Source organism: Azospirillum sp. RU38E (genome assembly GCF_900188385.1).
Taxonomy (GTDB): Bacteria; Pseudomonadota; Alphaproteobacteria; order Azospirillales; family Azospirillaceae; genus Niveispirillum.
Window position 1 is genome coordinate 249567 of the sequence record NZ_FZOI01000001.1, and the last position, 21414, is coordinate 270980.

The 21414-nt window shown below is 64.1% G+C and carries 13 protein-coding genes and 1 riboswitch; of the genes, 7 read left to right on the top strand and 6 right to left on the bottom strand.

Annotated elements, in window-relative coordinates; all coding sequences use genetic code 11:
- Position 1: 1 nt before the first annotated feature.
- The gene (locus CHB97_RS01100; RefSeq protein ID WP_089286088.1) at positions 2-661 is read right to left on the bottom strand and encodes an orotate phosphoribosyltransferase; all 660 of its coding nucleotides are present in this window, start codon (positions 659-661) and stop codon (positions 2-4) included.
- Between the two features lie 72 nt (positions 662-733).
- Positions 734-1786 (bottom strand): dihydroorotase, encoded by a 1053-nt coding sequence (gene pyrC / locus CHB97_RS01105; protein ID WP_089286089.1) that lies wholly within the window; start codon positions 1784-1786, stop codon positions 734-736.
- Between the two features lie 232 nt (positions 1787-2018).
- On the opposite strand from pyrC, the gene CHB97_RS01110 reads away from it, so the two are divergent.
- Together CHB97_RS01110 and thiC are read left to right on the top strand one after the other, a co-directional pair.
- Positions 2019-2858 (top strand): ABC transporter substrate-binding protein, encoded by an 840-nt coding sequence (locus CHB97_RS01110; protein ID WP_089286090.1) that lies wholly within the window; start codon positions 2019-2021, stop codon positions 2856-2858.
- 49 nt (positions 2859-2907) lie between these two features.
- A riboswitch (TPP riboswitch) is annotated at positions 2908-3036 on the top strand.
- 74 nt (positions 3037-3110) lie between these two features.
- On the top strand, positions 3111-4961 hold the full coding sequence (gene thiC / locus CHB97_RS01115) for a phosphomethylpyrimidine synthase ThiC (protein ID WP_089286091.1): 1851 nt from the start codon (positions 3111-3113) through the stop codon (positions 4959-4961).
- 51 nt (positions 4962-5012) lie between these two features.
- Here thiC and CHB97_RS01120 read toward each other — a convergent pair whose 3' ends face one another.
- Both CHB97_RS01120 and CHB97_RS01125 read right to left on the bottom strand, forming a co-directional pair.
- A complete protein-coding gene (locus CHB97_RS01120) occupies positions 5013-6539 on the bottom strand; it encodes a hypothetical protein (protein ID WP_089286092.1) in 1527 nt (508 codons plus the stop codon).
- 156 nt (positions 6540-6695) lie between these two features.
- Positions 6696-7727, bottom strand: coding sequence for an aspartate-semialdehyde dehydrogenase (locus CHB97_RS01125; RefSeq protein WP_089286093.1), 1032 nt, complete (start codon positions 7725-7727; stop codon positions 6696-6698).
- Between the two features lie 351 nt (positions 7728-8078).
- Here CHB97_RS01125 and CHB97_RS01130 point away from each other — a divergent pair, with 351 nt between their 5' ends.
- Positions 8079-8438, top strand: a complete 360-nt coding sequence (locus CHB97_RS01130) for a hypothetical protein (protein ID WP_089286094.1) — start codon at positions 8079-8081, stop codon at positions 8436-8438.
- A 48-nt stretch (positions 8439-8486) separates the two neighbouring features.
- On the opposite strand, the gene CHB97_RS01135 is transcribed toward CHB97_RS01130, so the two are convergent.
- Entirely contained in the window at positions 8487-9917 is a 1431-nt protein-coding gene (locus tag CHB97_RS01135; protein WP_089286095.1) for a nucleoside hydrolase-like domain-containing protein, read from the bottom strand.
- Positions 9918-10120: 203 nt separating this feature from the next.
- On the opposite strand from CHB97_RS01135, the gene gor reads away from it, so the two are divergent.
- Entirely contained in the window at positions 10121-11488 is a 1368-nt protein-coding gene (gene gor / locus CHB97_RS01140) for a glutathione-disulfide reductase (RefSeq protein ID WP_089286096.1), read from the top strand.
- A 365-nt stretch (positions 11489-11853) separates the two neighbouring features.
- Positions 11854-12741, top strand: a complete 888-nt coding sequence (locus CHB97_RS01145; RefSeq protein WP_089286097.1) for an RNA polymerase factor sigma-32 — start codon at positions 11854-11856, stop codon at positions 12739-12741.
- A 90-nt stretch (positions 12742-12831) separates the two neighbouring features.
- On the opposite strand, the gene typA is transcribed toward CHB97_RS01145, so the two are convergent.
- Positions 12832-14655, bottom strand: a complete 1824-nt coding sequence (gene typA, locus CHB97_RS01150) for a translational GTPase TypA (RefSeq protein WP_089286098.1) — start codon at positions 14653-14655, stop codon at positions 12832-12834.
- A gap of 465 nt (positions 14656-15120) precedes the next feature.
- Here typA and CHB97_RS01155 point away from each other — a divergent pair, with 465 nt between their 5' ends.
- On the top strand, positions 15121-16932 hold the full coding sequence (locus CHB97_RS01155; protein ID WP_160105454.1) for an autotransporter assembly complex family protein: 1812 nt from the start codon (positions 15121-15123) through the stop codon (positions 16930-16932).
- Positions 16933-16949: 17 nt separating this feature from the next.
- Complete coding sequence (locus tag CHB97_RS01160; protein WP_089367381.1) at positions 16950-21314, top strand: translocation/assembly module TamB domain-containing protein; 4365 nt, start codon at positions 16950-16952, stop codon at positions 21312-21314.
- The last annotated feature ends 100 nt before the right edge of the window (positions 21315-21414 follow it).

Below are 21414 nucleotides of genomic sequence, written 5' to 3' on the forward strand. Positions count from 1 at the left end.
CTTAAACCTTGGGTGCCACCCAGGATTCGGGATTGTGCAGGAACTTTTCCACCTCATTCAGGGTGAAGCTGTCGAAATAGTTCCCTTCGCGGGCCACGCGCAGCACGTCCCACCAATTGGCCAGCGAATGCAGCTTCACGCCCATATCGGCCATGGTCGCTTCCGACTGCGGGAAGATGCCGTAATGGAAGACCACCCAGATATGTTCGACAATGCTGCCGGCCTGGCGCAACGCATTGACAAAATTGACCTTGGAGGTGCCTTCGCTGGCCAGATCCTCCACCAGCAGCACGCGCTGGCCTTCGGGCAGGTTGCCCTCGATCTGGGCGTTGCGGCCGAAACCCTTGGGCTTCTTGCGGACATAGACCATCGGCAGGTCCAGCACGTCGGAGACGAAGGCGGCATAGGGAATGCCTGCCGTCTCCCCGCCGGCCACCACGTCAAACGCCTCAAACCCCGCCTCGCGGCAGAGCTGATCCTTGGCTGCCTGCATCAGGAAGCGGCGGGCGCGCGGGAAGCTGATCAGGCGGCGGCAATCGATATAGACCGGGCTGGCCCGGCCGGAGGTGAAGATGAAGGGCTTTTCGGCATTGAACAGGACCGACTTGGTCTCAATCAGGATACGGGCCGCCTGGGTGGCGGCGGTCTGTGCGTCGATCATGTCAAATGGCTCCAAGGATGGGCGGGTTGGGGGTGAAAATAGCAGAAAAGCGGGGGTGCTGTGGCGGCGGTTTTACACCAGCCGCCAATCCAGCCGCTCCCCCGACCGGAAGGGCAGCACGGCGATATTGCCGCCGACATCCAGCACGTCCGGCACGATCAGGCCGGATTTTTCCAGGGTGATGAAGCTCTCATTCACCGGCAGGCCATAGAAGGCAGGGCCGTTCAGGCTGGCAAAGGCTTCCAGCTTGTCCAGCGCCCCTTCCTCGTCAAACACCTGGGTGTAAAGCTCCACCGCCGTGGCGGCGGTATAGATGCCGGCGCAGCCACAGGCACTTTCCTTGGCCCCGATCGGGTGCGGCGCGCTGTCGGTGCCGAAGAAGAACCAGGGCTCCCCCGAGGTGGCGGCGGCGCGCAGGGCCAGCCGGTGCTTTTCCCGCTTGGCGATGGGCAGGCAATAAAGATGCGGGCGGATGCCGCCGACAAAAATGCTGGACCGGTTGATCATCAGATGGTGTGCGGTGATGGTGGCAGCCAGCTTGCCGCCCGGCCCATGCTGGTGGACCACGGCCACGCCCTCTTCCGTGGTGATATGTTCCAGCACGATTTTCAGGTCCGGGTGCCGGCCCATCAGTTTGGGCAGCACCGTGTCGATGAACACCGCCTCGCGGTCGAAAATATCGACGCTCTGGTCCGTCACCTCGCCATGCACCAGCAGCGGCATCCCGATCTTGGCCATCCGGTCCAGCACCGGGGCCACCTTGTCGAAATCGGTGACGCCATGGGCGGAATTGGTGGTGGCGTGGGCGGGGTAGAGCTTCACTGCCGTGAACACGCCCTTGGCATGGCCGGCTTCAATATCATCGGCGTCGGTGCCATCGGTCAGGTAAGCGGTCATCAGCGGGCGGAAGCTGCTGCCGGCGGGCAGCGCTGCCAGGATTTCATCCCGGTAAATCTCTGCGCGTGCCGTATCCACCACCGGCGGGGCCAGGTTTGGCATCACGATGGCGCGGCCCAATTGGGCGGCACTGTGCGGCAGCACCACCTTCAGCATGGCCCCGGTGCGCAGATGCAGGTGCCAGTCATCGGGGCGGCGCAGGGTGATACGCTGGGGCTGATCGGTCATGGCGGCGCTTGCATCCTTGGGTGGGCGGGCTGGCGATGTTTAGGGCGGATGGATCGCCGGCTCAAGCGCCGCCACGGAAGGACGGGTTTGCAGTGACGGAACGGCGGCGGGGGGAGCAGGCCCGCGCCGGGGCAAAATTCCGGTCACCCTTATTGACCAGCTACTTACACATGCTTACGCTGCAACTTTAAGGCGCGTATCGGGGGATGGGCGTTTGGATGATGGGGGGAAGATGCGCCTTCCTGTCTGGCGGGGCCGGGTTTGCATGGCGGTGGTGCTGATCTGTGCGGCCGTGCTGCTTGGCGCGCGCGGTCGCCCTTCCATGGCCTCGTCCACCCCGCCCCAGGGGGGCGGGGTGGGGGATGTCATCCGGGTGGTCTGCGGTCCGCTGCCCTATGTGTCCGATGGGGAGCGGTGTGACAGCGGCATCGGCGCGGAGCTGGCGCGTCGCGCTTGCCAGGATGCCGGCCTTTCCTGCCAGTTCGAACAATTCCCCTGGCCCCGCGCGCAAAAGGAAGTTGAAACCGGGCAGGCCGATATTCTGATCGGCCCCTATTTCACGCCGGATCGCGCACGCTGGATGGTGTTTTCCAGCGATTATTTCTATGTCGACCAGATCAGCCTGTTCCGGCTGCAAAGGGCCGATGGGGGAGCCCCCCCACCGTCCGGCAGAATAGGCGTTCCCTTGGGTTGGGCGGTGCTGGATGGCTTGTCCAGCCTCACCGGGGCGCAGGTGGAACCGGTGCGCAATGTCGATATCGCCTTTAACCTGCTGACAAATGGCCGGCTGGACGGGGTGGTTGCCCATGCGCGTGCTGTGGCGCGGTTTCAGCAGTCCCGTCCCTCCCTGCGTTTTGAGCCCTATGGCCCCACGCTTTCAGAGCAGCGTTCCTATATGGGCTATGGCATCGCCTTTGCCTCCACCCCGGTCCGCACGGCGTTCGAGGCAGCCTATACAGCCCTGTTGGCCAGCCCGTTCTATGCCGACCTGCTGGCCCGTCACCGCCCCATGGAAGGTATGGTGACGGAAGTGGCCGCCCGCGCCCATCAGTTTGTGCCATCCGGCCCCTGACCGGCCCCACCCATCTGCTTGACATAGCCAAGGCAATTCTTCACTTTCCGAACCGTCCAAGGGGAGCCCCGGCAAGGGGCTGAGATACCGCTATGGTGCCGTTCAACCGGCATTGGCGCGGGAACCCTTAGAACCTGATCCGGGTCGTACCGGCGTAGGGATGGGATTCATATAGGGGCCATATATATCTGCCCCGCCTATGAGAGCCGCCACGCGCGCTGCCCGGATCTCCATCATTCGAGGGAGGTCCAGATGCCAGATAGTCTTTCCATTCCCCAGGATTTCAGCGTCACCACCGGGCCCTTGCCGGCCAGCCGCAAGGTGCATGTGCCGGGCACGCTGTTCCCCGATATCCGCGTCGCCATGCGGGAAATTGACCTGTCGCCCAGCGCCAATGAGCCGCCGGTGCGGGCCTATGATCCGTCCGGCCCCTATACCGATCCGGCCGTGAAGACCGATATCCGCAAGGGTTTGGCCGAACTGCGCCGCGCCTGGATCGAAGGGCGCGGCGATGTGGAAGCCTATGCGGGACGGGAGGTGAAGCCGGAGGATAATGGCCTTCGCGTGGGCCAGGAAAGCCCCGTGCCCCTGTTCGACCGCGCCAGCCGCCAGCCGCTGCGCGCCAAGCCCGGCCGCAATGTCAGCCAGATGCATTATGCCAAGGCCGGCATCATCACGCCTGAGATGGAATATGTCGCCATCCGCGAGAATCTGGGCCGCGCCAAGCTGGCCCAACAGGCCGCCCGCGATGGGGAGGATTTCGGCGCGTCGATCCCCGATTATGTGACGCCGGAATTTGTGCGCGATGAGATCGCCCGTGGCCGCGCCATCATCCCCAACAATATCAACCACCCGGAAACCGAACCGATGATCATCGGGCGGAATTTCCTGGTGAAGATCAACGCCAATATCGGCAATTCCGCCGTCACCTCCTCCGTGGCGGACGAGGTGGACAAGCTGGTCTGGGCCACCCGCTGGGGGGCCGATACGGTGATGGACCTGTCGACCGGCCGCAATATCCACACGATCCGCGAATGGATCATCCGCAATTCCCCCGTGCCCATCGGCACCGTGCCGATCTATCAGGCGCTGGAGAAGGTCAATGGCAAGGCCGAAGACCTGACCTGGGAGATTTTCCGCGACACGCTGATCGAACAGGCCGAACAGGGCGTGGATTATTTCACCATCCATGCCGGGGTGCGTCTGCCCTATATCCCGCTGACGGCCAAGCGCGTGACCGGCATTGTCAGCCGGGGCGGCTCCATCATGGCGAAATGGTGCCTGGCCCATCACAAGGAAAACTTCCTCTACACGCATTTTGAGGAAATCTGCGAGATCATGAAGGCGTATGACATCGCCTTCTCCCTGGGCGACGGCTTGCGCCCCGGATCCATCGCTGACGCCAATGACCGCGCCCAGTTCGCGGAGCTGGAAACGCTGGGCGAGCTGACTCAGATCGCCTGGAGGCATGATGTACAGGTGATGATCGAAGGGCCGGGCCATGTGCCCATGCACAAGATCAAGGCCAATATGGACAAACAGCTGGCCCATTGCGGTGAGGCCCCGTTCTACACGCTGGGGCCGCTGACCACGGATATCGCGCCGGGATACGACCATATCACCAGCGGTATCGGGGCGGCGATGATCGGCTGGTTCGGCACGGCCATGCTTTGCTATGTCACGCCCAAGGAACATTTGGGCCTGCCCGACCGCGATGATGTGAAGGTGGGCGTGATCACCTATAAGCTGGCTGCCCATGCTGCCGATCTGGCCAAGGGCCATCCGGGGGCGCAGGAGCGCGATGATGCTTTGTCACGCGCCCGGTTTGAATTCCGCTGGCGCGACCAGTTCAACCTGTCGCTGGACCCGGAAACGGCGGAGAAGTACCACGACCAGACTCTGCCGGCGGAAGGGGCCAAGCTGGCGCATTTCTGCTCCATGTGCGGGCCGAAATTTTGCTCCATGAAGATCACTCAGGAAGTGCGTGATTATGCAGCGGCGCAGGAGGCCGAGGCCGGCATGGCGGAAATGTCGGTGGCATTCAAGGAGAATGGCGGGCAGGTCTATCTGTCCGACCGACCGGTGCCCGACGATCATCACTGACGTTGGGGGCAAGAACGGGCGGCGGGGTAACCTGCCGCCCGTCTCTTATCCTTAATTATTCTGCTTCGCCTGCTGTGAGCCCACCACATCGGCGATGGACCAGAGGAAGTCAGCCTGCACCGTACCATTATAGAGCGGGTCGTTACGGCCGATCCAGAAGTTGGTGGTGTAGTAATTCTGCGCGCCCGGCGCCATGGCCACGGTTGCCATGGCATGGCAGGTCATGCAGTTGGTCTGCACACCCACCTGTCCGACCCAGGCCACCTTGGTGGCAGGATCGATCACCGGCACCTTCACCCCGAACACGGCCCCGTTAAAGCCCGACTCCAGGTAAGGATTATAGCCGATCACCGGCTTGCCGACATTATTGCCGCCATCCACCGGCTGGTTGGGGGCGATCATCTGATAGGCGAAGCTGGCCGCATAATGGGCCGGCGCACCCTTCAGCTGACCCAGCGGACGGGCGGCCGCGACGGCCTTGTCGCTGGGGGTGGGCGGATTGGCCGGATCGGGCGTCCAGAAGAAGGTCTGCCAAGTCCATTCCGCGATCTCGCGGGAGGTGACATGCATGGCCACCAGGATCAGCGTGTCGCCGACCGCCACATCCAGCCCGTCCACCTTCAACTGGGACAGATTGTCGGCGGTGACGGGAATGGTGACGAAATCACCCAGCCCATAGGTGCTGTCCGGGGTTGGCACCTTGCAGCTGGCATCGGTGCCCTTGGCGGCCGACGGGCCTTTGTTCTGAATATCGACATAGACACAGCCGGCATTCCAACTCTGCTCGGGGAAGCCGTTATCGATGATTTCCTGCGTCACTTCCGGCGTGCCGGGCCAAGCCGGCATGGCGTAGTAACGCCCATTGATCAGGTGCCCGCCATTTTTGGAGATTACCTTGTAGACCGGCTTCAGGGAAACCGCCGTGTTGGGGAAAACCGGGATTTCCTTCTGGTTCTGGGCGTACAGCGCCTTGAAGGTCGACAGCTTGAACAGCCCGCCTTGCAGAATCCACTGAGAGGCATCCGGGCTGTAGGAGACGGTTTCAAACACCGTGGCATCCGGCGTGGTGGGCGTCGTCCCGTTGGCTGGGGCGGGAACGGGCGCCGCCTCGGCTGCTGTGGATGTCGCTGCCTTGACGGCCTTGTCCAGCGTGGTCCTGATGCCGAACTTCAGGTGCTGGGACACCGGCCCCAGTGACAATTGCCGGGGGGCGGGCTTCTGCTTGGCCGCCTTTTCACCATTGGCTGCCACCGACTCCACGGTCAAGGCCTCCAGCTCCTGCTTGGACTTCCAGGTCAGATAGACCGGGGCGTTTTTCAGGCCGAAGGTAGATTGGCCGCTGGGCATGTTCAGCGATGTCCACAACCCCCAACCATGCAGATAGATATTCGACGATTTCGCGGGCTGGTTGTTCACCCAACCCAGAATCACCGGCTCCGGCTCTGGGAAATTATAGCCGGGAATATTCGGGTTGGGCAGCGTGACCCCAAACGGGGTATCGGCAGCGCCGACCGGCAGGGCAAACGCCATCAGTGCCGGCAGCAGCAGGCTGCCCAGCGTGAGACGAGAGAAAGACATGAGGAACCTCTCTCCTGGAATGTTTTATTATGCGGAGAGTGTAACCTGTAAAACTTTTAAGTGCAATCAATTTACACCAATAAGTAGTTTTCATCATAATTCCCGCAAGGGGGCGGTGCCAGGCCGCCCCCCTGCCACCCCTACGGATCAGGTGGATCAGCCCACCAGCCGCTGCAGGATCTGCACCGCATTCAGTGCGGCCCCCTTCAGCAGTTGGTCGCCGGCCAGCAGCAACGCCACGGAACGGCCGGACGGGTCGCCAATGTCGCGGCGGATGCGGCCCACCAGCACATCGCCCTGGCCGGAAGCCTCGTTGGGCATGGGGAAATGGTTGGCGGCCCAATCATCCACCAACCGCACGCCGGGCGCATCGGCCAGCAGGGTCTTCACCGTTTCCGGCGACACCACCTCTTCAAACTCAACGCTGATGGCCATGGTGTGGGCGCGCAGCACCGGGACGCGCATACAGGTGATGGAAATGGCCAGATCGGGGCGGGCCAGGATCTTGCGCGTCTCCTCCACCACCTTTTCCTCTTCGCCATTATAGCCGGTATCAGGGTTGATGCCGGCATCATGGCTGAACAGGTTGAAGGCATAGGGGTGCTTCATCACCCGCGGCGGATAGGCCTCACCGGCCAGATAGGCCGCCGTTGACGCGCGCAATTCCTCCATCGCCGCCGCCCCGGCCCCGCTGGATGCCTGATAGGTGGCGATGTTCAGCCGGCGGATACGGTAGCGGCGTTCCAGGGCCGCCAGCGGGACAGTGGCGATGATGGCCACGCAATTGGGGTTGGCGATGACGCCGGGCTTGGCCGGGATGGCCTGCGGGTTCACCTCCGGCACCACCAGGGGGATGGCCTCTTCCATGCGAAACGCGGATGAATTGTCGATCACTACCGCACCGGCCGCCACGGCTGCTGGCGCATATTGCTTGGAAATGCCGCTGCCGGCGGAAAACAGGGCGTAATCAATGCCGTGGAAGCTGTTCTCATCCAGCGCCTGTACCACCAGTTCCCCCCCGGCGAACGGCACCTTCTGCCCGGCGGAACGGGGGGAGGCCAGCAGGCGGACTTCGCCCAAATTCAGGCCGCTTTCTTCCAGGCACTTGCGGATTTCAACGCCCACAGCACCGGTGGCGCCGACAACGGCGATATTCAGGGGGCGGGCGGATTGTGCTTGGCTGTTCATGATCAGGAACCCTTCAGTTTGGCTTGGGTCGCCGTCTGGTCGGGGTTCCGTTTCGCCTGTGAAGCGGCCCCGACCTTACCCGGCGGGACCGTTTGGCGTTATGTCACTGGCCTTATCCGGCCACGCGCACACCAACAGCACCGCCCCGAAGGGTGGTGGTTTTGGTGGTAGTGGTGGTGGGGCGCTTGGTGAACATGGGGCGGGACGATGCCGCGAAGCCCGCCCCTTGTAAAGCAGCGATTTAAGCCAACCCTGCCATGCCTTTGCTGCGCGGCACAGAGTCCGTTGCGTATTTCGCCACAGAATGGGACTATATGCTGTGCCCCTGGGCCCAACCATTGTGATGAAGCGATGTCTGTGGAGTTGAACGATCCCAAGACCCTGGAGGCGATTGGGATTCTGGCTGGCGTGCTGGATGATGTGACAGGCCCTGACCGGCTGGAATGCTTGATGGCGGCCAATGCGCTGCGCCAGGTGGTGGAAAGCCGCTCGGAAAACGCCCTGCTGTTCGCCCGTCAGGCTTTCGAATCGCTGGATGGCGATGTGCGCCGCCGGGTGGAAAATGATGCCACTGCTACGGCGGTAAAGGTGATGGAACAGGCGCAACGTCGCCCCAACCCGCGCATGGTGCGGGGGGCGGGCAAGAGCACGGGCAACGCCTTTCTGGATGCGCTGAATTCCGGTGGCCTGAAAACCGAGCGCAAATGGTAGTGATGGGCGGTCGGTACGGCTGTTGCCATACCGACCAGCCTTCATCCCTTAGGGCGTCACCGCGATGATCACCCGCTTGTAGCGGGTCAGCCGTGGGCTGCCATTGTCGGTAACAGCCAGGATCACATGCAGGTCACCCGTCCGCGCCACGCGCTTTGATGGCACCACCAGCACGGCCTGCGGCTTGTCAGCATTTTCAATGCTGCCCAGGCTGCCGGTACGGTCAGTGGCGGTGGTAAAGCTGCCCGCCTCCCCATAGATGAACCATTGATAGCTGAGGCTGTCGCCATCGGGGTCGCTGCTGGCGCTGGCATCCAGGGTCACACGGTCGCCTATCCGTGCTGTCAGTCGGGCCGGATGGTTCAGAACCGGTTTGGGTGGGTGGTTGGCCTGATCATAGGGCTTGAGGGTCCAATCCATGCGGGCGGCGAAATCATTCTGATAGGCTTCGCGCCAGCGCCAGATGCTGGCCTTGTTGCTGGTGTGCCATTGGCCATCCGCCCCCAGCACCTCATCTTCTGCGTCGGTCCAGAAAGGGCGTTCTTCTGGTGCCAGGAACCATTTGCGCAGGCGCGGGGTATAGAATTCATAGCGGCCACCCCAGCTTCCCCAATCAGGATGCTCGGCGTCACCCAGGCCATTCTGGATCAGATAGAGGAAGCTGGGCGTGTCCCCCTCCATGATATAGATCGGTTTGGGAAAGATCGCCCCCAGCGGTCCTTTGGCCATGATGTTTTTTTCCAGCCATTCCAGGGATACCAGGGAAAAATCGCCCCCGGCGAACCGCCCCAGGAACCGGTCGCCACTGATGCCCACCCAGGTGGACATGTGATAGCCGCCGCCCTTATGCATACCGGGGCTGGCAATATAGAACAGGTTGGGGAAACTGCGTCGCAGCCAGGGGCCGGCATCATCCTGATCGGAAATGGCATAGACCCTCAGACGGGCGATGAAGCGGTCCAGCTCTGCCGGGCTGCGCTGCTGTTTCACCTCCGCCAGGGCCTGGGCCAGGGTGTTCGCCCCGCCCCAGACCAGCACCCAGAGGGGGCGGTCATCCGCCTTGTCCGCCGCCGCGATCAGTTGCCGGGCGCCGGGGGAAAGCGCTTGGCCTATCGCCTTCATGCCATAGACGGGCGGCCCCTGGCTGACCACGGCCAGCAATTGTTCGGCTGTGGGATATCCCGGTTCATGTCGCAGCAGATTGTCCCGCACCGTGCCATAGGTGGCAATGATCTGGCGGATGCGGTCCGGCGCCACATGGTCGGGCAGATGAATGGAGGTGGTGGCGATCAGCCCTTCAATGTCCCATTGGTTGGCATAGGTCAGGAAGCGGATCAGCGACTGGGCATCATCCGGTTCATTCTCAATATCGGTCAGCACCAGCACGCGAGGGCGTGGGGTGACCTCCTGGGCCGGCGCAGGGCTGGCCGGGACTAGGACCAGAAGCCCCGCCAGGGCCAGAAACAGACATCGCAACATGGGGCCTCCCGCCATTCTTGTTCTGGGTGCTGGGGGCAAGGTACGGGCAGGCAATATGTCATACAATTGGTTTTTTCCCCGCGAGGCAGGGCGCCGTTGGCGCAAATCCGGTCTGCGGGGCTGGAAAGCGCTTGCCCGGTTGACCAATTGTGCGCATTGAGGATTCCCGCTTCCCGACGCGACCCCAAGGATGAACGCCCGCCATGGCCAGCTATGATTTCGACCTTTTCACCATCGGTGCCGGTTCCGGCGGGGTGCGCGCTGCGCGTATCGCCGCCCAGCATGGCGCCCGCGTGGCGGTGGCGGAGGAGCGCTATTATGGTGGCACCTGCGTAAATGTCGGCTGCGTGCCGAAGAAGCTGCTGGTCTATGCCGCCGAATATGCCCATGCGTTCGAAGACGCCGCGGGTTTCGGCTGGACGGTGGAAAAGCCGGTGCATGACTGGCAAGCCCTGATCGCCGCCAAGGATAAAGAAATCGGCCGGCTGAACGGCATTTATCGCCGCCTGCTGGAAGGGGCCGGCGTCACCCTGTTTGACGGGCGCGCCACCATCGTGGATGAACATACGGTGGCGGTGAATGGCCAGCATATCACCGCCGAACGTATCCTGATCGCCACGGGCGGCTGGCCGGAACTGCCGGGCCAGCCGGGGGCGAAGGAATATGGTATCACGTCGAACGAGGTGTTCCAACTGCCCCGCTTCCCCCGCCGGGTGGTGGTGGCCGGCGGCGGCTATATCGCCCTGGAATTTGCCAGTCTGTTCAAGGGGTTGGGGGCAGAAGTGACGCTGCTCTACCGCGGGCACCAGATTCTGCGCGGCTTTGATGGCGATGTGCGTACCTTCGTGACGGATGAGTTGGTGAAGACCGGCATCGACCTGCGCCTGAACACGGTGGTGGAGCGGATCGAGAAGACGGACGAATGTCTGGTTGCCACCCTGAGCGATGGCACCCCGCTGCCCTGCGACGCGGTGATCTATGCCATCGGGCGCAAGCCGATGACGGCCAAGCTGGGCTTGGAAAATGTCGGGGTAGAGTTGGATGGCAATGGCGCCATCAAGGTGAATGACCAGTACCAGACCAGCGTGCCCAGCATCTATGCCCTGGGGGATGTCACCAACCGCATCAACCTGACGCCGGTGGCCCTGGCCGAAGGCCATGTGCTGGCCGACCGGCTCTATGGCAACCGCCCGCGCGATGTGAATTACGACAATATCCCCACCGCCGTTTTCTCCATCCCGCCCGTGGCCACCATCGGCGTGACGGAAGAACAGGCCCGCGCCAAGCTGGGGCGGGAGGTGGATATTTACCGCAGCAGCTTCAAGCCGATGCGCCACCAGCTTTCCGGCCGCGACCAGCGCACCTTGATGAAGCTGGTGGTGGACCGGGCCACGCAGAAGGTGATCGGCTGCCACATGGTGGGATCGGATACGCCGGAGATGATCCAGGCCATCGCCGTGGCGATGAATATGGGCGCCACCAAGCAGGATTTCGACCGCACCATCGGCCTGCACCCGACGGCGGCGGAGGAATTCGTCACCATGCGCACCAAGGCACCGGACCCGGAGTAATCCAAGAGCCATGTTTCATGGCTCTTGGAGGCCAGCGACCGCTGGCCCGCAGGCACGTGCCTGCGCAAGCCAAGCTGCCGGAGGCAGCGCCCGGCGCCTGAGGGAAAATGCACAGACCAAGAGCCATATTTCATGGCTCTTGGAGGCCAGCGACCGCTGGCCCGTAGGCACGTGCCTGCGCAAGCCCGAGCTGCCGGAGGCAGCGCCCGGCGCCTGAGGGAAAATGCACAGACCGAGAGCCATGTATCATGGCTCTCGGAATAATTTTTCTGTAACAGAGGTGATCCAGCCGGAATCTCCCCCCGTATCAATCGCATCTGACGGCGGCCAACCCGCCGCGACACGGATACGAGCGGAGGTTCCCTGTGGCCCATATCGACGATCCCGAAACCCAGCGTGCCAATGTCGCCTTCATCCGCCAGGCGATGAAACAACCGCTGCTGGAACGCGATCATGAGCTGGATTTGGCCCGGCGCTGGCGGGAAAAGGGGGACCAGCGGGCCCTGCATGAGCTGGTGCGCTCCTACACCCGTCTAGTGATCGCCACCGCCACGCGCTTCCGCAATTACGGGCTGCCGATGGGCGATCTGGTGCAGGAAGGCAATGTCGGGCTGATGCAGGCGGCCAGCCGGTTTGAACCGGAACGCGATGTGCGTTTCTCCACCTATGCCGCCTGGTGGATTCGCTCCGCCATTCAGGATTATGTGCTGCGCAACTGGTCCATCGTGCGCACCGGCACCACGGCGGCGCAGAAATCCCTGTTTTTCAACCTGCGCCGCCTGCGCGCACGCATCGCCGGCAACCCCTCTGCCACGGGGTTGAGCGATGAGGACCGGGCCCAGATCGCCCAGACCCTGAATGTCGATACCCATGAGGTAGAGACAATGGAACAGCGGCTGGCCGCCGCTGACCAGTCGCTGAACAATCCGCTGAGCGAGGCCGGTGAGGGGGAGTGGCAGGATCTGCTGGCCGATCAGCGCCCCTCCCCGGAAGATGTGGTGATCGGGATGCGCGACGGCCGGATGCGCTCCCACTGGCTGGCCGAAGCGTTGGGCGAACTCAGCCCGCGTGAACGCCAGATCATCGCCGAACGCCGCCTGCGCGATGAAGGGGCGACGCTGGAGGAACTGGGCCGCGTGCTGGGTGTGAGCAAGGAGCGCGTGCGCCAGCTGGAAACCCGCGCGCTCAACAAGCTGAAAGCCAGCATGATGAAGCGCGTGCGCGACCATGGGGAATTGCTGCTGGAGGCGTGAGCACCCCAGTCATTTCCTTTTACGCCAAAGAAAAAGCCCCCGCCGGATTGCTCCGGCGGGGGCTTTTCATTTCAGCAGAACCGGTAAGCCTTACTCGGCTTCGGCCGCACGCTCGGCGCGCTTGCGGTCGTTCGGGTTCAGCATCTTCTTGCGCAGACGGATGGACTTCGGCGTCACTTCCACCAGCTCGTCATCCTGGATGTAGGACAGGGCCTTTTCCAGCGACATGCGGATGGGCGGCGTCAGAACGACGGCTTCATCCTTGCTGGTGGTGCGGATGTTGGTCAGCTTCTTGCCCTTCAGGACGTTCACTTCCAGGTCATTCTCGCGGGTATGTTCACCCACAATCATGCCTTCGTAAACCTTCCAGCCGGGTTCGATCATCATCGGGCCGCGATCTTCCAGGTTCCACAGGGCGTAGGCCACGGCCTCGCCATCGGAGTTGGAGATCAGCACGCCGTTGCGGCGGCCCGGGATGGCGCCCTTATAGGGCATGTAATCGGCGAACAGGCGGTTGATGACACCGGTGCCGCGGGTGTCGGTCAGGAATTCACCCTGGTAACCGATCAGGCCGCGCGACGGCACATGGAACACCAGACGCAGCTTGCCGGCGCCCGAGGGCTTCATTTCCAGCATTTCGCCCTTGCGCTCGTTCAGCTTCTGAACGACGACGCCGGAGAATTCCTCGTCCACGTCAACGACGACTTCCTCAATCGGCTCCAGCTTCTGGCCGTTCTCGTCGGTCTGCATCACCACGCGCGGACGGCTGATCGACAGCTCGAACCCTTCGCGGCGCATGGTTTCGATCAGGATGCCCAGCTGCAATTCGCCACGGCCGGCCACTTCGTAAGCGTCGGCATTGGCGGTTTCGCGGATCTGCAGGGCGACATTGCCTTCCGCTTCGCGCATCAGGCGGTCGCGGATCATGCGGCTGGTGACCTTGTCGCCTTCGCGGCCGGCTAGCGGGCTGTCATTGACCGAGAAGGTCATGGCCAGCGTCGGCGGATCGATCGGCTGAGCCGACAAGGGCTCATCGACGCTCATTTCCACGATGCTGTCGGCCACGGTGGTCTTGGTTAGACCGGCGATGGCGACAATGTCACCCGCCTGCGCCTCATCCACCGGCACGCGCTCCAGACCGCGGAAGGCCAGCACCTTGGAGGCGCGACCCTGCTCGATCAGCTTGCCGTCACGGCTTAGCGCCTTGATGGCCATGTTGGTCTTGATGCGGCCGGACTGGATACGACCGGTCAGGATGCGGCCCAGATAGGGGTTGGCTTCCAGGGTGGTCGCCAGCATCTTGAACGGGGCGTCGGCGCTGTCCACCTTCGGGGCCGGCACATGGTTGACCACCAGCTCGAACAGCGGGGTCAGATCCTTGCGCTCGTCATCCAGGTTGTTCACGGCCCAGCCATTGCGGCCAGAGGCGAACAGGGTGGGGAAATCCAGCTGTTCGTCGGTGGCGTCCAGCGAAGCGAACAGGTCGAAAATCTCATTATGCACTTCGTCGGGGCGGGCGTCCTGACGGTCGATCTTGTTGACGATCACCATCGGGCGCATGCCCAGCTTCAGCGCCTTGCCCAGCACGAACTTGGTCTGCGGCAGCGGGCCTTCGGCGCTGTCCACCAGCAGGCAAACGCCGTCCACCATGTTCAGGATACGCTCCACCTCGCCGCCGAAATCGGCGTGGCCGGGGGTGTCGACGATGTTGATGCGCACGTCGTTCCAGACGACGGAGGTGCACTTGGCCAGGATGGTGATGCCGCGCTCACGCTCCAGATCGTTGCTGTCCATGGCGCGTTCGGCGACCTGCTGGTTTTCGCGGAACGTGCCCGACTGCTTCAACAGCATGTCCACCAGGGTGGTCTTGCCATGGTCAACGTGGGCGATGATGGCGATATTGCGCAATTCCATGTGGGGCCCTGAATCTGTCCTGAGCGCGCCGCCCATTCCTGATCCGCCGGAAAGAGGTTCGCGCATGAAAAATGCCCGCCACCGGGCCGGCGGCATCGATGGCCACAGGTCAGGGGTCGGGCGTGTCTGTCGCGGCGCAATATAATCAAGCGCCCGGCCGCCGCATAGGGCGCATCCTGCCGGGCTGCCTTGCGCGCCGCGTGGGTGAAATTTCTGTGACGACGGGGAGGGCGGCATTTCGAATATTGCGCTCAACGGATCCCACGAACCTCTCTCCAGAGGTACGGGCGCGCAGACGGTGGAGCAGTTTCAGGGACACCCGGAAATACCTAACCTTAAGTCGCACCCCGCTATTCTCTTATGCAACAAGATGTAGCCCCAAGGCGTTACGGGTTCCGTCTGGTGCCGGCGGTCGTCACCTGCCACCATGGGGCCCGAGCCCGAAGCCATTGGGAAATGTGGAAGATGCGTAAACGGTTCCTGCTGTCGGCCCTGGCCGGTGTATCGCTGTTGGCGGTCGCGCCTGTCATGGCCCAGCAGACGCCCTATGAGGTGGAGATCAAGGGGGTTGATGACCGTCCGGCGCTGCGCGACCTGCTGAACGACGTCTCCCGCCTGGTCTCCCTGAAGGATCAGCCGCCGCCATCGCCCATCGGCCTGCGCCGGCGGGCCGATGCCGATCTGGACCGCATGGTGGCCGCCCTGCGCTCCACCGGCTATTACGATGCCATCTTGGATCTGGAAATTGATGTGGAGAACAGCCCCGCCAAGGTGGTGATCCAGGTGGAACGTGGGGAGCGCTACAAGATCGCCAAGGTCACCCTGTCCGGTCCCACGGATGCGCCGCTGCCGGAACAGACGGTGACGGCGGCAGAACTGGGGCTGGCCGAGGGCGCCCCGGCGGACGGCCCGCAAATCCTGGAGGCAGAGGGGCGCATTGTCCCCCGTTTCGCCGAAAAGGGCTATGCCTATGCCCGTACCCTGGATCGCAAGCTGGTGGTGGACCATGCCAGCCAGACCATGGCGGTGAATTTCAAGGTCGATCCCGGCCCCCGCGTCGCCTTCGGCCCGGTCAGCATCACCGGGCTGCAGGAGGTGGAGAACCGCGCCGTGATGCGCCGCCTGCCCTGGCGCCAGGGCGACCAATATAACCCCGCCACCATGGAGGAGGGGCGCCAGGCCCTGGCGGAACTGGGCGTCTTCTCCTCTGTCCGGATGCGGTTGGAGGATCAGCCCGATGCGCAGAACCAGGCCCCCGTGCTGGTGGATGTGCAGGAACGGGAGATGCGCTATGTCGGCTTCGGCTCAGCCTATTCCACCGAGGATGGTTTTGGTGCCAATGCCTATTGGGGCCATCGCAACCTGCTGGGCGGGGCGGAGCAGTTCCGGGTGGGGGCGGAGATCGCCGGCGTCGGCCGGCGCGGCACCACCACCGACGTCAAGGAATTGGATTACCGCCTGATCACCACCTATAAGCAGCCGGATTTCCTCTCCCGTCGCCAGTCACTCAACCTGACGGCAGAGGCGGTGTCGGAACGGCCCGATGCCTATCGCCGCGACGCGCTGGTCTTCACCGCTGCCGTCAATCGCCGTTTCTCCAAACAATTGACCGGCAGCCTGGGCGTCACCGCCGAACAATCGAAGATCAAAGAGAATCTGCAGACCACCACCAATACCCTGATCGGCTTTCCCCTGGTGCTGACCTGGGATCGCAGCAACAACCTGCTGGACCCGACCGAGGGCTTCCGCCTCTCCGGCACGGTCACCCCCTATTGGGCAGCGCTGGGGGACAGCAACAGCTTTGTCATCGGGCGGCTGAACGGGTCGGCCTATCATGATTTTTCCGGCAATGGCCGCTATGTCGGCGCGCTGCGCGGTGTCTATGGCGCAGTGATTGGCGGCGGGCTGCTGGATGTGCCCGCCGATAAGCGTTTTTATGCCGGCGGTGGCGGGTCCATCCGCGGCTATGGTTATCAGAAGGTTGGCCCGCTGGACGCGGAGCGGGAGCCCACCGGCGGCGTCTCCCTGTTGGAACTGGGGGCGGAGATGCGCGTCAAGGTGACGGAAAATATCGGCATCGTGCCCTTTGTCGAAGCCGGCAATGTCTACACCACCGAATATCCCGATTTCGGGGAGGGGCTTCGCTATGCCGCCGGCATTGGCGGGCGCTATTACACCCCCATCGGCCCGATCCGGGTGGATGCCGCCGTGCCGCTGAACCGCCGGAAGGGTGATAATGCCTTCCAGCTTTATGTCAGCATCGGTCAGGCATTCTAAGCAAAGGCGGGGAGGGAATGAACATGCGCTCACCGCTGGCCTGGATTGCCGCCGGTTTCGCCAGCCTGATCGGGCTGGCCTTGCTGATTTTCACCGCCGCCATCATCTGGCTGGGCACCGGATCGGGGCGGGATTTCGTGCTGGCGCAGGCGCGCCAGTCCGTGCCTGGCCTAGGGCTGGAAGGGGCCAGCGGCAACCTGTTCGACCTGCGCCTGACCCGGCTGACCATGGCCGATGCCCAGGGCGTCTGGCTAAATGTGGAAGGGGCCCGGCTGTCCTGGTCGCCCTGGGCGCTGTTCTCCCGCCGGGTGTCGGTGGAGCTGTTGACGGCCGACAAGGTGGCGGTGGCCCGCCAGCCCCTGCCCGGACCGGAAGAACCGGTTGACCCCAATGCCGCCCCCTTCCGCCTGCCGGTGGCCATTGATCTGCGGCAGCTGGCCGTGGGCCGGGCCGAACTGGGGGCCGATCTGCTGGGGGGAGCGGCGGCGGTGCTGAAGCTGGATGGCCGCGCCGATATCCCGGCGGGGGCACCGGGCGGCACGGTGCATCTGGACGTGGCCCGGATCGATGACCGGCCGGGCACCTTGACGCTGGATGCCTTCTACCAGCCCGGCAGCCGGCTGAAACTGGCCGCCGTGGCGGCGGAACCGGAAAATGGTCTGGTGGCGGAATTGCTGGATATTCCCGGCCGCCCCGCCTTCACCGTGACGCTGGAGGGCGATGGCCCGCTGACTGATTGGACCGGCAACCTGTCCGCCAAGGCGGGCGATGTGGTGAATGGCCGGGCCCAGGCCCGCATTCGTCCGGCGGCCGACAAGCTGACCTTCGGGCTGGAGGCGGATGGCAATATCCAGGCGCTGCTGCCGGCCAACTGGCGCGCCCTGGTCGGGCCTGAACTGAAGCTGGGGGCCGGCGGGCTGATCCATCCCGGCAAGGAGATTGTGCTGGATGGTGTTTCCATCCAGATCGCCGCCGGTACGCTGGCCGGCGGGGGGGCCTATGATCTGACAACCAAGGCGGTCAATCTCGGCACCTTGATTCAGGTGCCGGCGGAATCGGCCCTGCACGCTTTCCTGGGGGAGACCCGCTTCTTCGATACGGCGCGCGGCACCATCACCATCACCGGCACACCGCAGGTGCCCAAGGTCGCGGCGGATGTCACCGTGCAGGCACCGCGCTTTGCTGAGTTCGGCGCTGACAGCGTGACCCTGAAGGGCACGGCGGCAGCGCAAGGGTCGCTGGACCGCATCGTGCTGGATCTGACCAGTGCCTTGGAAGGGATGCGCGGCGGCGGCATCACCAACCAGCGGGGTACCCTGGCCCTGACGGGCGATATCCGGGTGCCGCAGCAAAGCATCAATATTGCCAGCCTGTCCCTGGATGGCCCGCTGCTGAAGGCCAGCGGCAAGGGCGCCTTCAGCCAATGGGGGGCGGCGGGCCAAGCCGATCTGGTGCTGGAAAGCCCCAATCTTGCCACCCTGTCCCCCCTGGTCGGGCGCGACCTGTCGGGGGCACTGGCGGCGGATGTCACTTTGAAACGGGCGGGCGGGGAGTTGACGGCCAGCATCAAGGCACGGGGCCGCAACCTGAAAACCGCCACCCCGGCCGCCGATGCGCTGCTGGGGGCGGTGACGGACCTGTCGGTTAACCTGTCGGCGGGTAAGGAAATCCAGCTGCGCGATCTGGTCTTGACCAGCCCGCATCTGGATGTGCGCGGCGGCGTGGCCCTGGCAGGCCAGCGCCTGACCAGTGATCTGACAGCGAAGATCGATGATCTCTCCCCCCTGGGGCCGGCCCTGGGCATGGCTATGGCGGGCGGTGTCACCGCCAGCATCAAGGCGGAGGGGCCGGAGGGGGCGACCCGGCTGGCCCTGCGGCTGGATGGCAGCAATCTGGTGTTGGATGGTTTGCAGATGGGGGCGGCGCAGGTCACCTTCACCGGTCAGGGCGGGCCGACAGCAGCGCGCGGCACCCTGGCGGCGGAAACCAGCGTCATCGGCCAGCGGCTGGCCGTTAATAGTGATATCGCGCTGCAGGGTGACCGGCTGGCGCTGGACAATCTGTCCGCCGTGATCGGCATCAACCGTATCGATGGCGGCATCCGCACCAACCTTGCCACCGGCACGGCCGAAGGAAAGCTGACCGGCACAGTGCCGGACCTAGGCATTATCGGTTTCATCGCCGGGGATGAGGTCTGGGGCAATGGCCGGTTCAGCTTGGATTTGGCCGTTGTGCGCGGGCAGCAGCAGGTTTCGTTCAATGCCGATTTCAAGGAAATCTGGCGCCGCTGGCACGGCCAGCGCATCGCCGCCGTGGCGGTGGACAGCAAGGTGGAGGATGCGCTGGCCAAGCCGGTGCTGGATGTCAGCCTGCAGGCCAAGGGCATTGATCCCGGCAACGCCCATGTCGATACGCTGATCGCCACCGCCAAGGGGCCGCTGACCGGCACGGCGGTGACGCTGGATCTGGCGGGCAAGGCATCGGCCCCGGTGAAGGTCTCCCTGGCCGGCACCTTCTCCACCCCGGAGAATAAGGAAGGCGGCGGGGTGATCCTGCGCCTGCTGCTGGCGCGCTTTGCCGGTTCTTATGGCGATACCGGGTTCCAGACGGCGCAGCCGGCGGAGCTGGCCTATGGCACCGGTGTGGTGCGGGTGAAAGATCTGGCTATCGTCTCCGGCGACAGCCGGGTGGTGATGAATGCCGACCTGAACCGGCGCGCTCTGTCGGCGCGGGCGGAGCTGGTGAAGGTGCCGCTGACCTGGGCCCGCATCATCGACCCCACCCTGACGCTTTATGGTGAACTGAACGGCACGGCCAGCATTGGCGGTACGGTGGCGGCACCGGAAGGCACCCTGTCGCTAAAGCTGGACCGCTTTGCCATCACCCCGCCGGTGGAAAAGGGGCCGACGCCGCTGGGGGCCGAACTGGCGGCCAACTGGCGTAACGGCCGCGTGGCCCTGACTGCCAAGCTGGACAGCCAGGGCAGCGGTGTGGGGCTGACGGCGCGCGGGGAATTGCCGCTGGTGATGCAAGGCAGCGCCACCGCCATAACTATCCCCACCGATCTGCCGATCAGCGGCCGGCTGCAAGGCAATCTGGCCCTGCGCCGCTTCAATGATTTCCTGGCTGGCAGCGGGGATCGGCTGGGTGGGCAGATGAAGGTCGATTTGGCGCTGGCCGGCACGCTGGCCCAGCGCCAACTGTCCGGCACCGTGGAGCTGTTGCAGGCTTCTTACGAGAACCAGGAATGGGGCACGCGGGTCACCGATATTGCGGCCATTTTGCAGGGCGATCCGGAAGGGCTGGTGATCCGCAGCTTCGATGGCAAGACACCGGGCGGCGGGCAGGTCAGCCTGGCCGGCTCCATCGGGTTCCGGCCGGAGCGGGGCGACCGGCAGATCGACCTGAAACTGACGGCGCGCAAGGCCAGGCTGGCCCAGATCGACATGGTGGAGGCGACGGCCGGGGCGGAAATCGCCGTTACCGGCACGCTGACCGACATTCTGGTGGCCGGGCGGGTGGATGTGGAGGAGGCGCATGTCCGCATTCCCGACAAGCTGCCAACGTCTGTGGCTGACCTGCCGGTGGTGGAGATCAACCATCCCCGCCGCATCGCCCCGCCGGCGGGGGCCAGTTCTGCGGTGGCGCAGCCGGCCAATGCCCCAGCCAAAGCGTTGATTGTAAAACTGCAAGTGGATGTGGAGGCGCCCAACCGCATTTATGTTTCAGGCCGGGGGCTGGATGCGGAACTGAAAGCCTCCCTGAAGGTGCGCGGCACGCTGGATGATCCCAGCGTGGCTGGCCCCATCTCCCTGGTGAAGGGCGATCTGGCCCTGCTGGGCCAGACCTTCACCATCGCCCGCTCCAACATCACCTTTGATGGCAGCCTGGACCCGACCCTGGATGTGGAGGCGCGTACCCAGCGCGGTGAGTTGACGGCCATTGTCGCCATCGGCGGCCGCCCGTCCAAGCCCAGCGTCAAGCTCAGCTCCCAGCCGCCTTATCCGGAGGATGAGGTGCTGGCCCGGCTGCTGTTCAACCGGGGCGCCGGTCAATTGTCGGCCCTGGAGGCGCTGCAACTGGCCCAGAGTGCCGCCCAGCTGACCGGCCTGTTCGGCGGCGGGCCGGGGCTGGTGGATAATGTGAAGCGTTCCCTGGGCGTCGACCGGCTGGAATTCCGTGGATCGGAGGATGGCACCGGGGCGGGCACGGTGGCCGCCGGCCGCTATATCGGCGACAATCTCTATGTCGGGGTGGAGCAGCAGTTGGGCACGGGCGAAAGCAAGGCCACGGTTGAATATGGCATCACCCAGCATATCAAGGCGCGCGGTGAGCTGGGCACGGAAAGCAAGGTGGGCGTGCAGTTTGAGTGGGATTACTGAGCGGGGGCTGCACCGGAAGGGGTAGGGCGGCCCCAAATGGCTGTACCGCCCCCGCCTTCTTGCTCCCCCGTCGCTGGTGCAGGAATAAAGGGCAAGAGCC

What these genes read in the sequence shown, in the direction of transcription:
- CHB97_RS01100 (WP_089286088.1), bottom strand. Translation starts at nt 661, where the DNA reads ATGATCGACGCACAGACCGCCGCCACCCAGGCGGCCCGTATCCTGATT.
- pyrC (WP_089286089.1), bottom strand. Translation starts at nt 1,786, where the DNA reads ATGACCGATCAGCCCCAGCGTATCACCCTGCGCCGCCCCGATGACTGG.
- CHB97_RS01110 (WP_089286090.1), top strand. Translation starts at nt 2,019, where the DNA reads ATGCGCCTTCCTGTCTGGCGGGGCCGGGTTTGCATGGCGGTGGTGCTG.
- thiC (WP_089286091.1), top strand. Translation starts at nt 3,111, where the DNA reads ATGCCAGATAGTCTTTCCATTCCCCAGGATTTCAGCGTCACCACCGGG.
- CHB97_RS01120 (WP_089286092.1), bottom strand. Translation starts at nt 6,539, where the DNA reads ATGTCTTTCTCTCGTCTCACGCTGGGCAGCCTGCTGCTGCCGGCACTG.
- CHB97_RS01125 (WP_089286093.1), bottom strand. Translation starts at nt 7,727, where the DNA reads ATGAACAGCCAAGCACAATCCGCCCGCCCCCTGAATATCGCCGTTGTC.
- CHB97_RS01130 (WP_089286094.1), top strand. Translation starts at nt 8,079, where the DNA reads ATGTCTGTGGAGTTGAACGATCCCAAGACCCTGGAGGCGATTGGGATT.
- CHB97_RS01135 (WP_089286095.1), bottom strand. Translation starts at nt 9,917, where the DNA reads ATGTTGCGATGTCTGTTTCTGGCCCTGGCGGGGCTTCTGGTCCTAGTC.
- gor (WP_089286096.1), top strand. Translation starts at nt 10,121, where the DNA reads ATGGCCAGCTATGATTTCGACCTTTTCACCATCGGTGCCGGTTCCGGC.
- typA (WP_089286098.1), bottom strand. Translation starts at nt 14,655, where the DNA reads ATGGAATTGCGCAATATCGCCATCATCGCCCACGTTGACCATGGCAAG.
- CHB97_RS01155 (WP_160105454.1), top strand. Translation starts at nt 15,121, where the DNA reads ATGCGTAAACGGTTCCTGCTGTCGGCCCTGGCCGGTGTATCGCTGTTG.
- CHB97_RS01160 (WP_089367381.1), top strand. Translation starts at nt 16,950, where the DNA reads ATGAACATGCGCTCACCGCTGGCCTGGATTGCCGCCGGTTTCGCCAGC.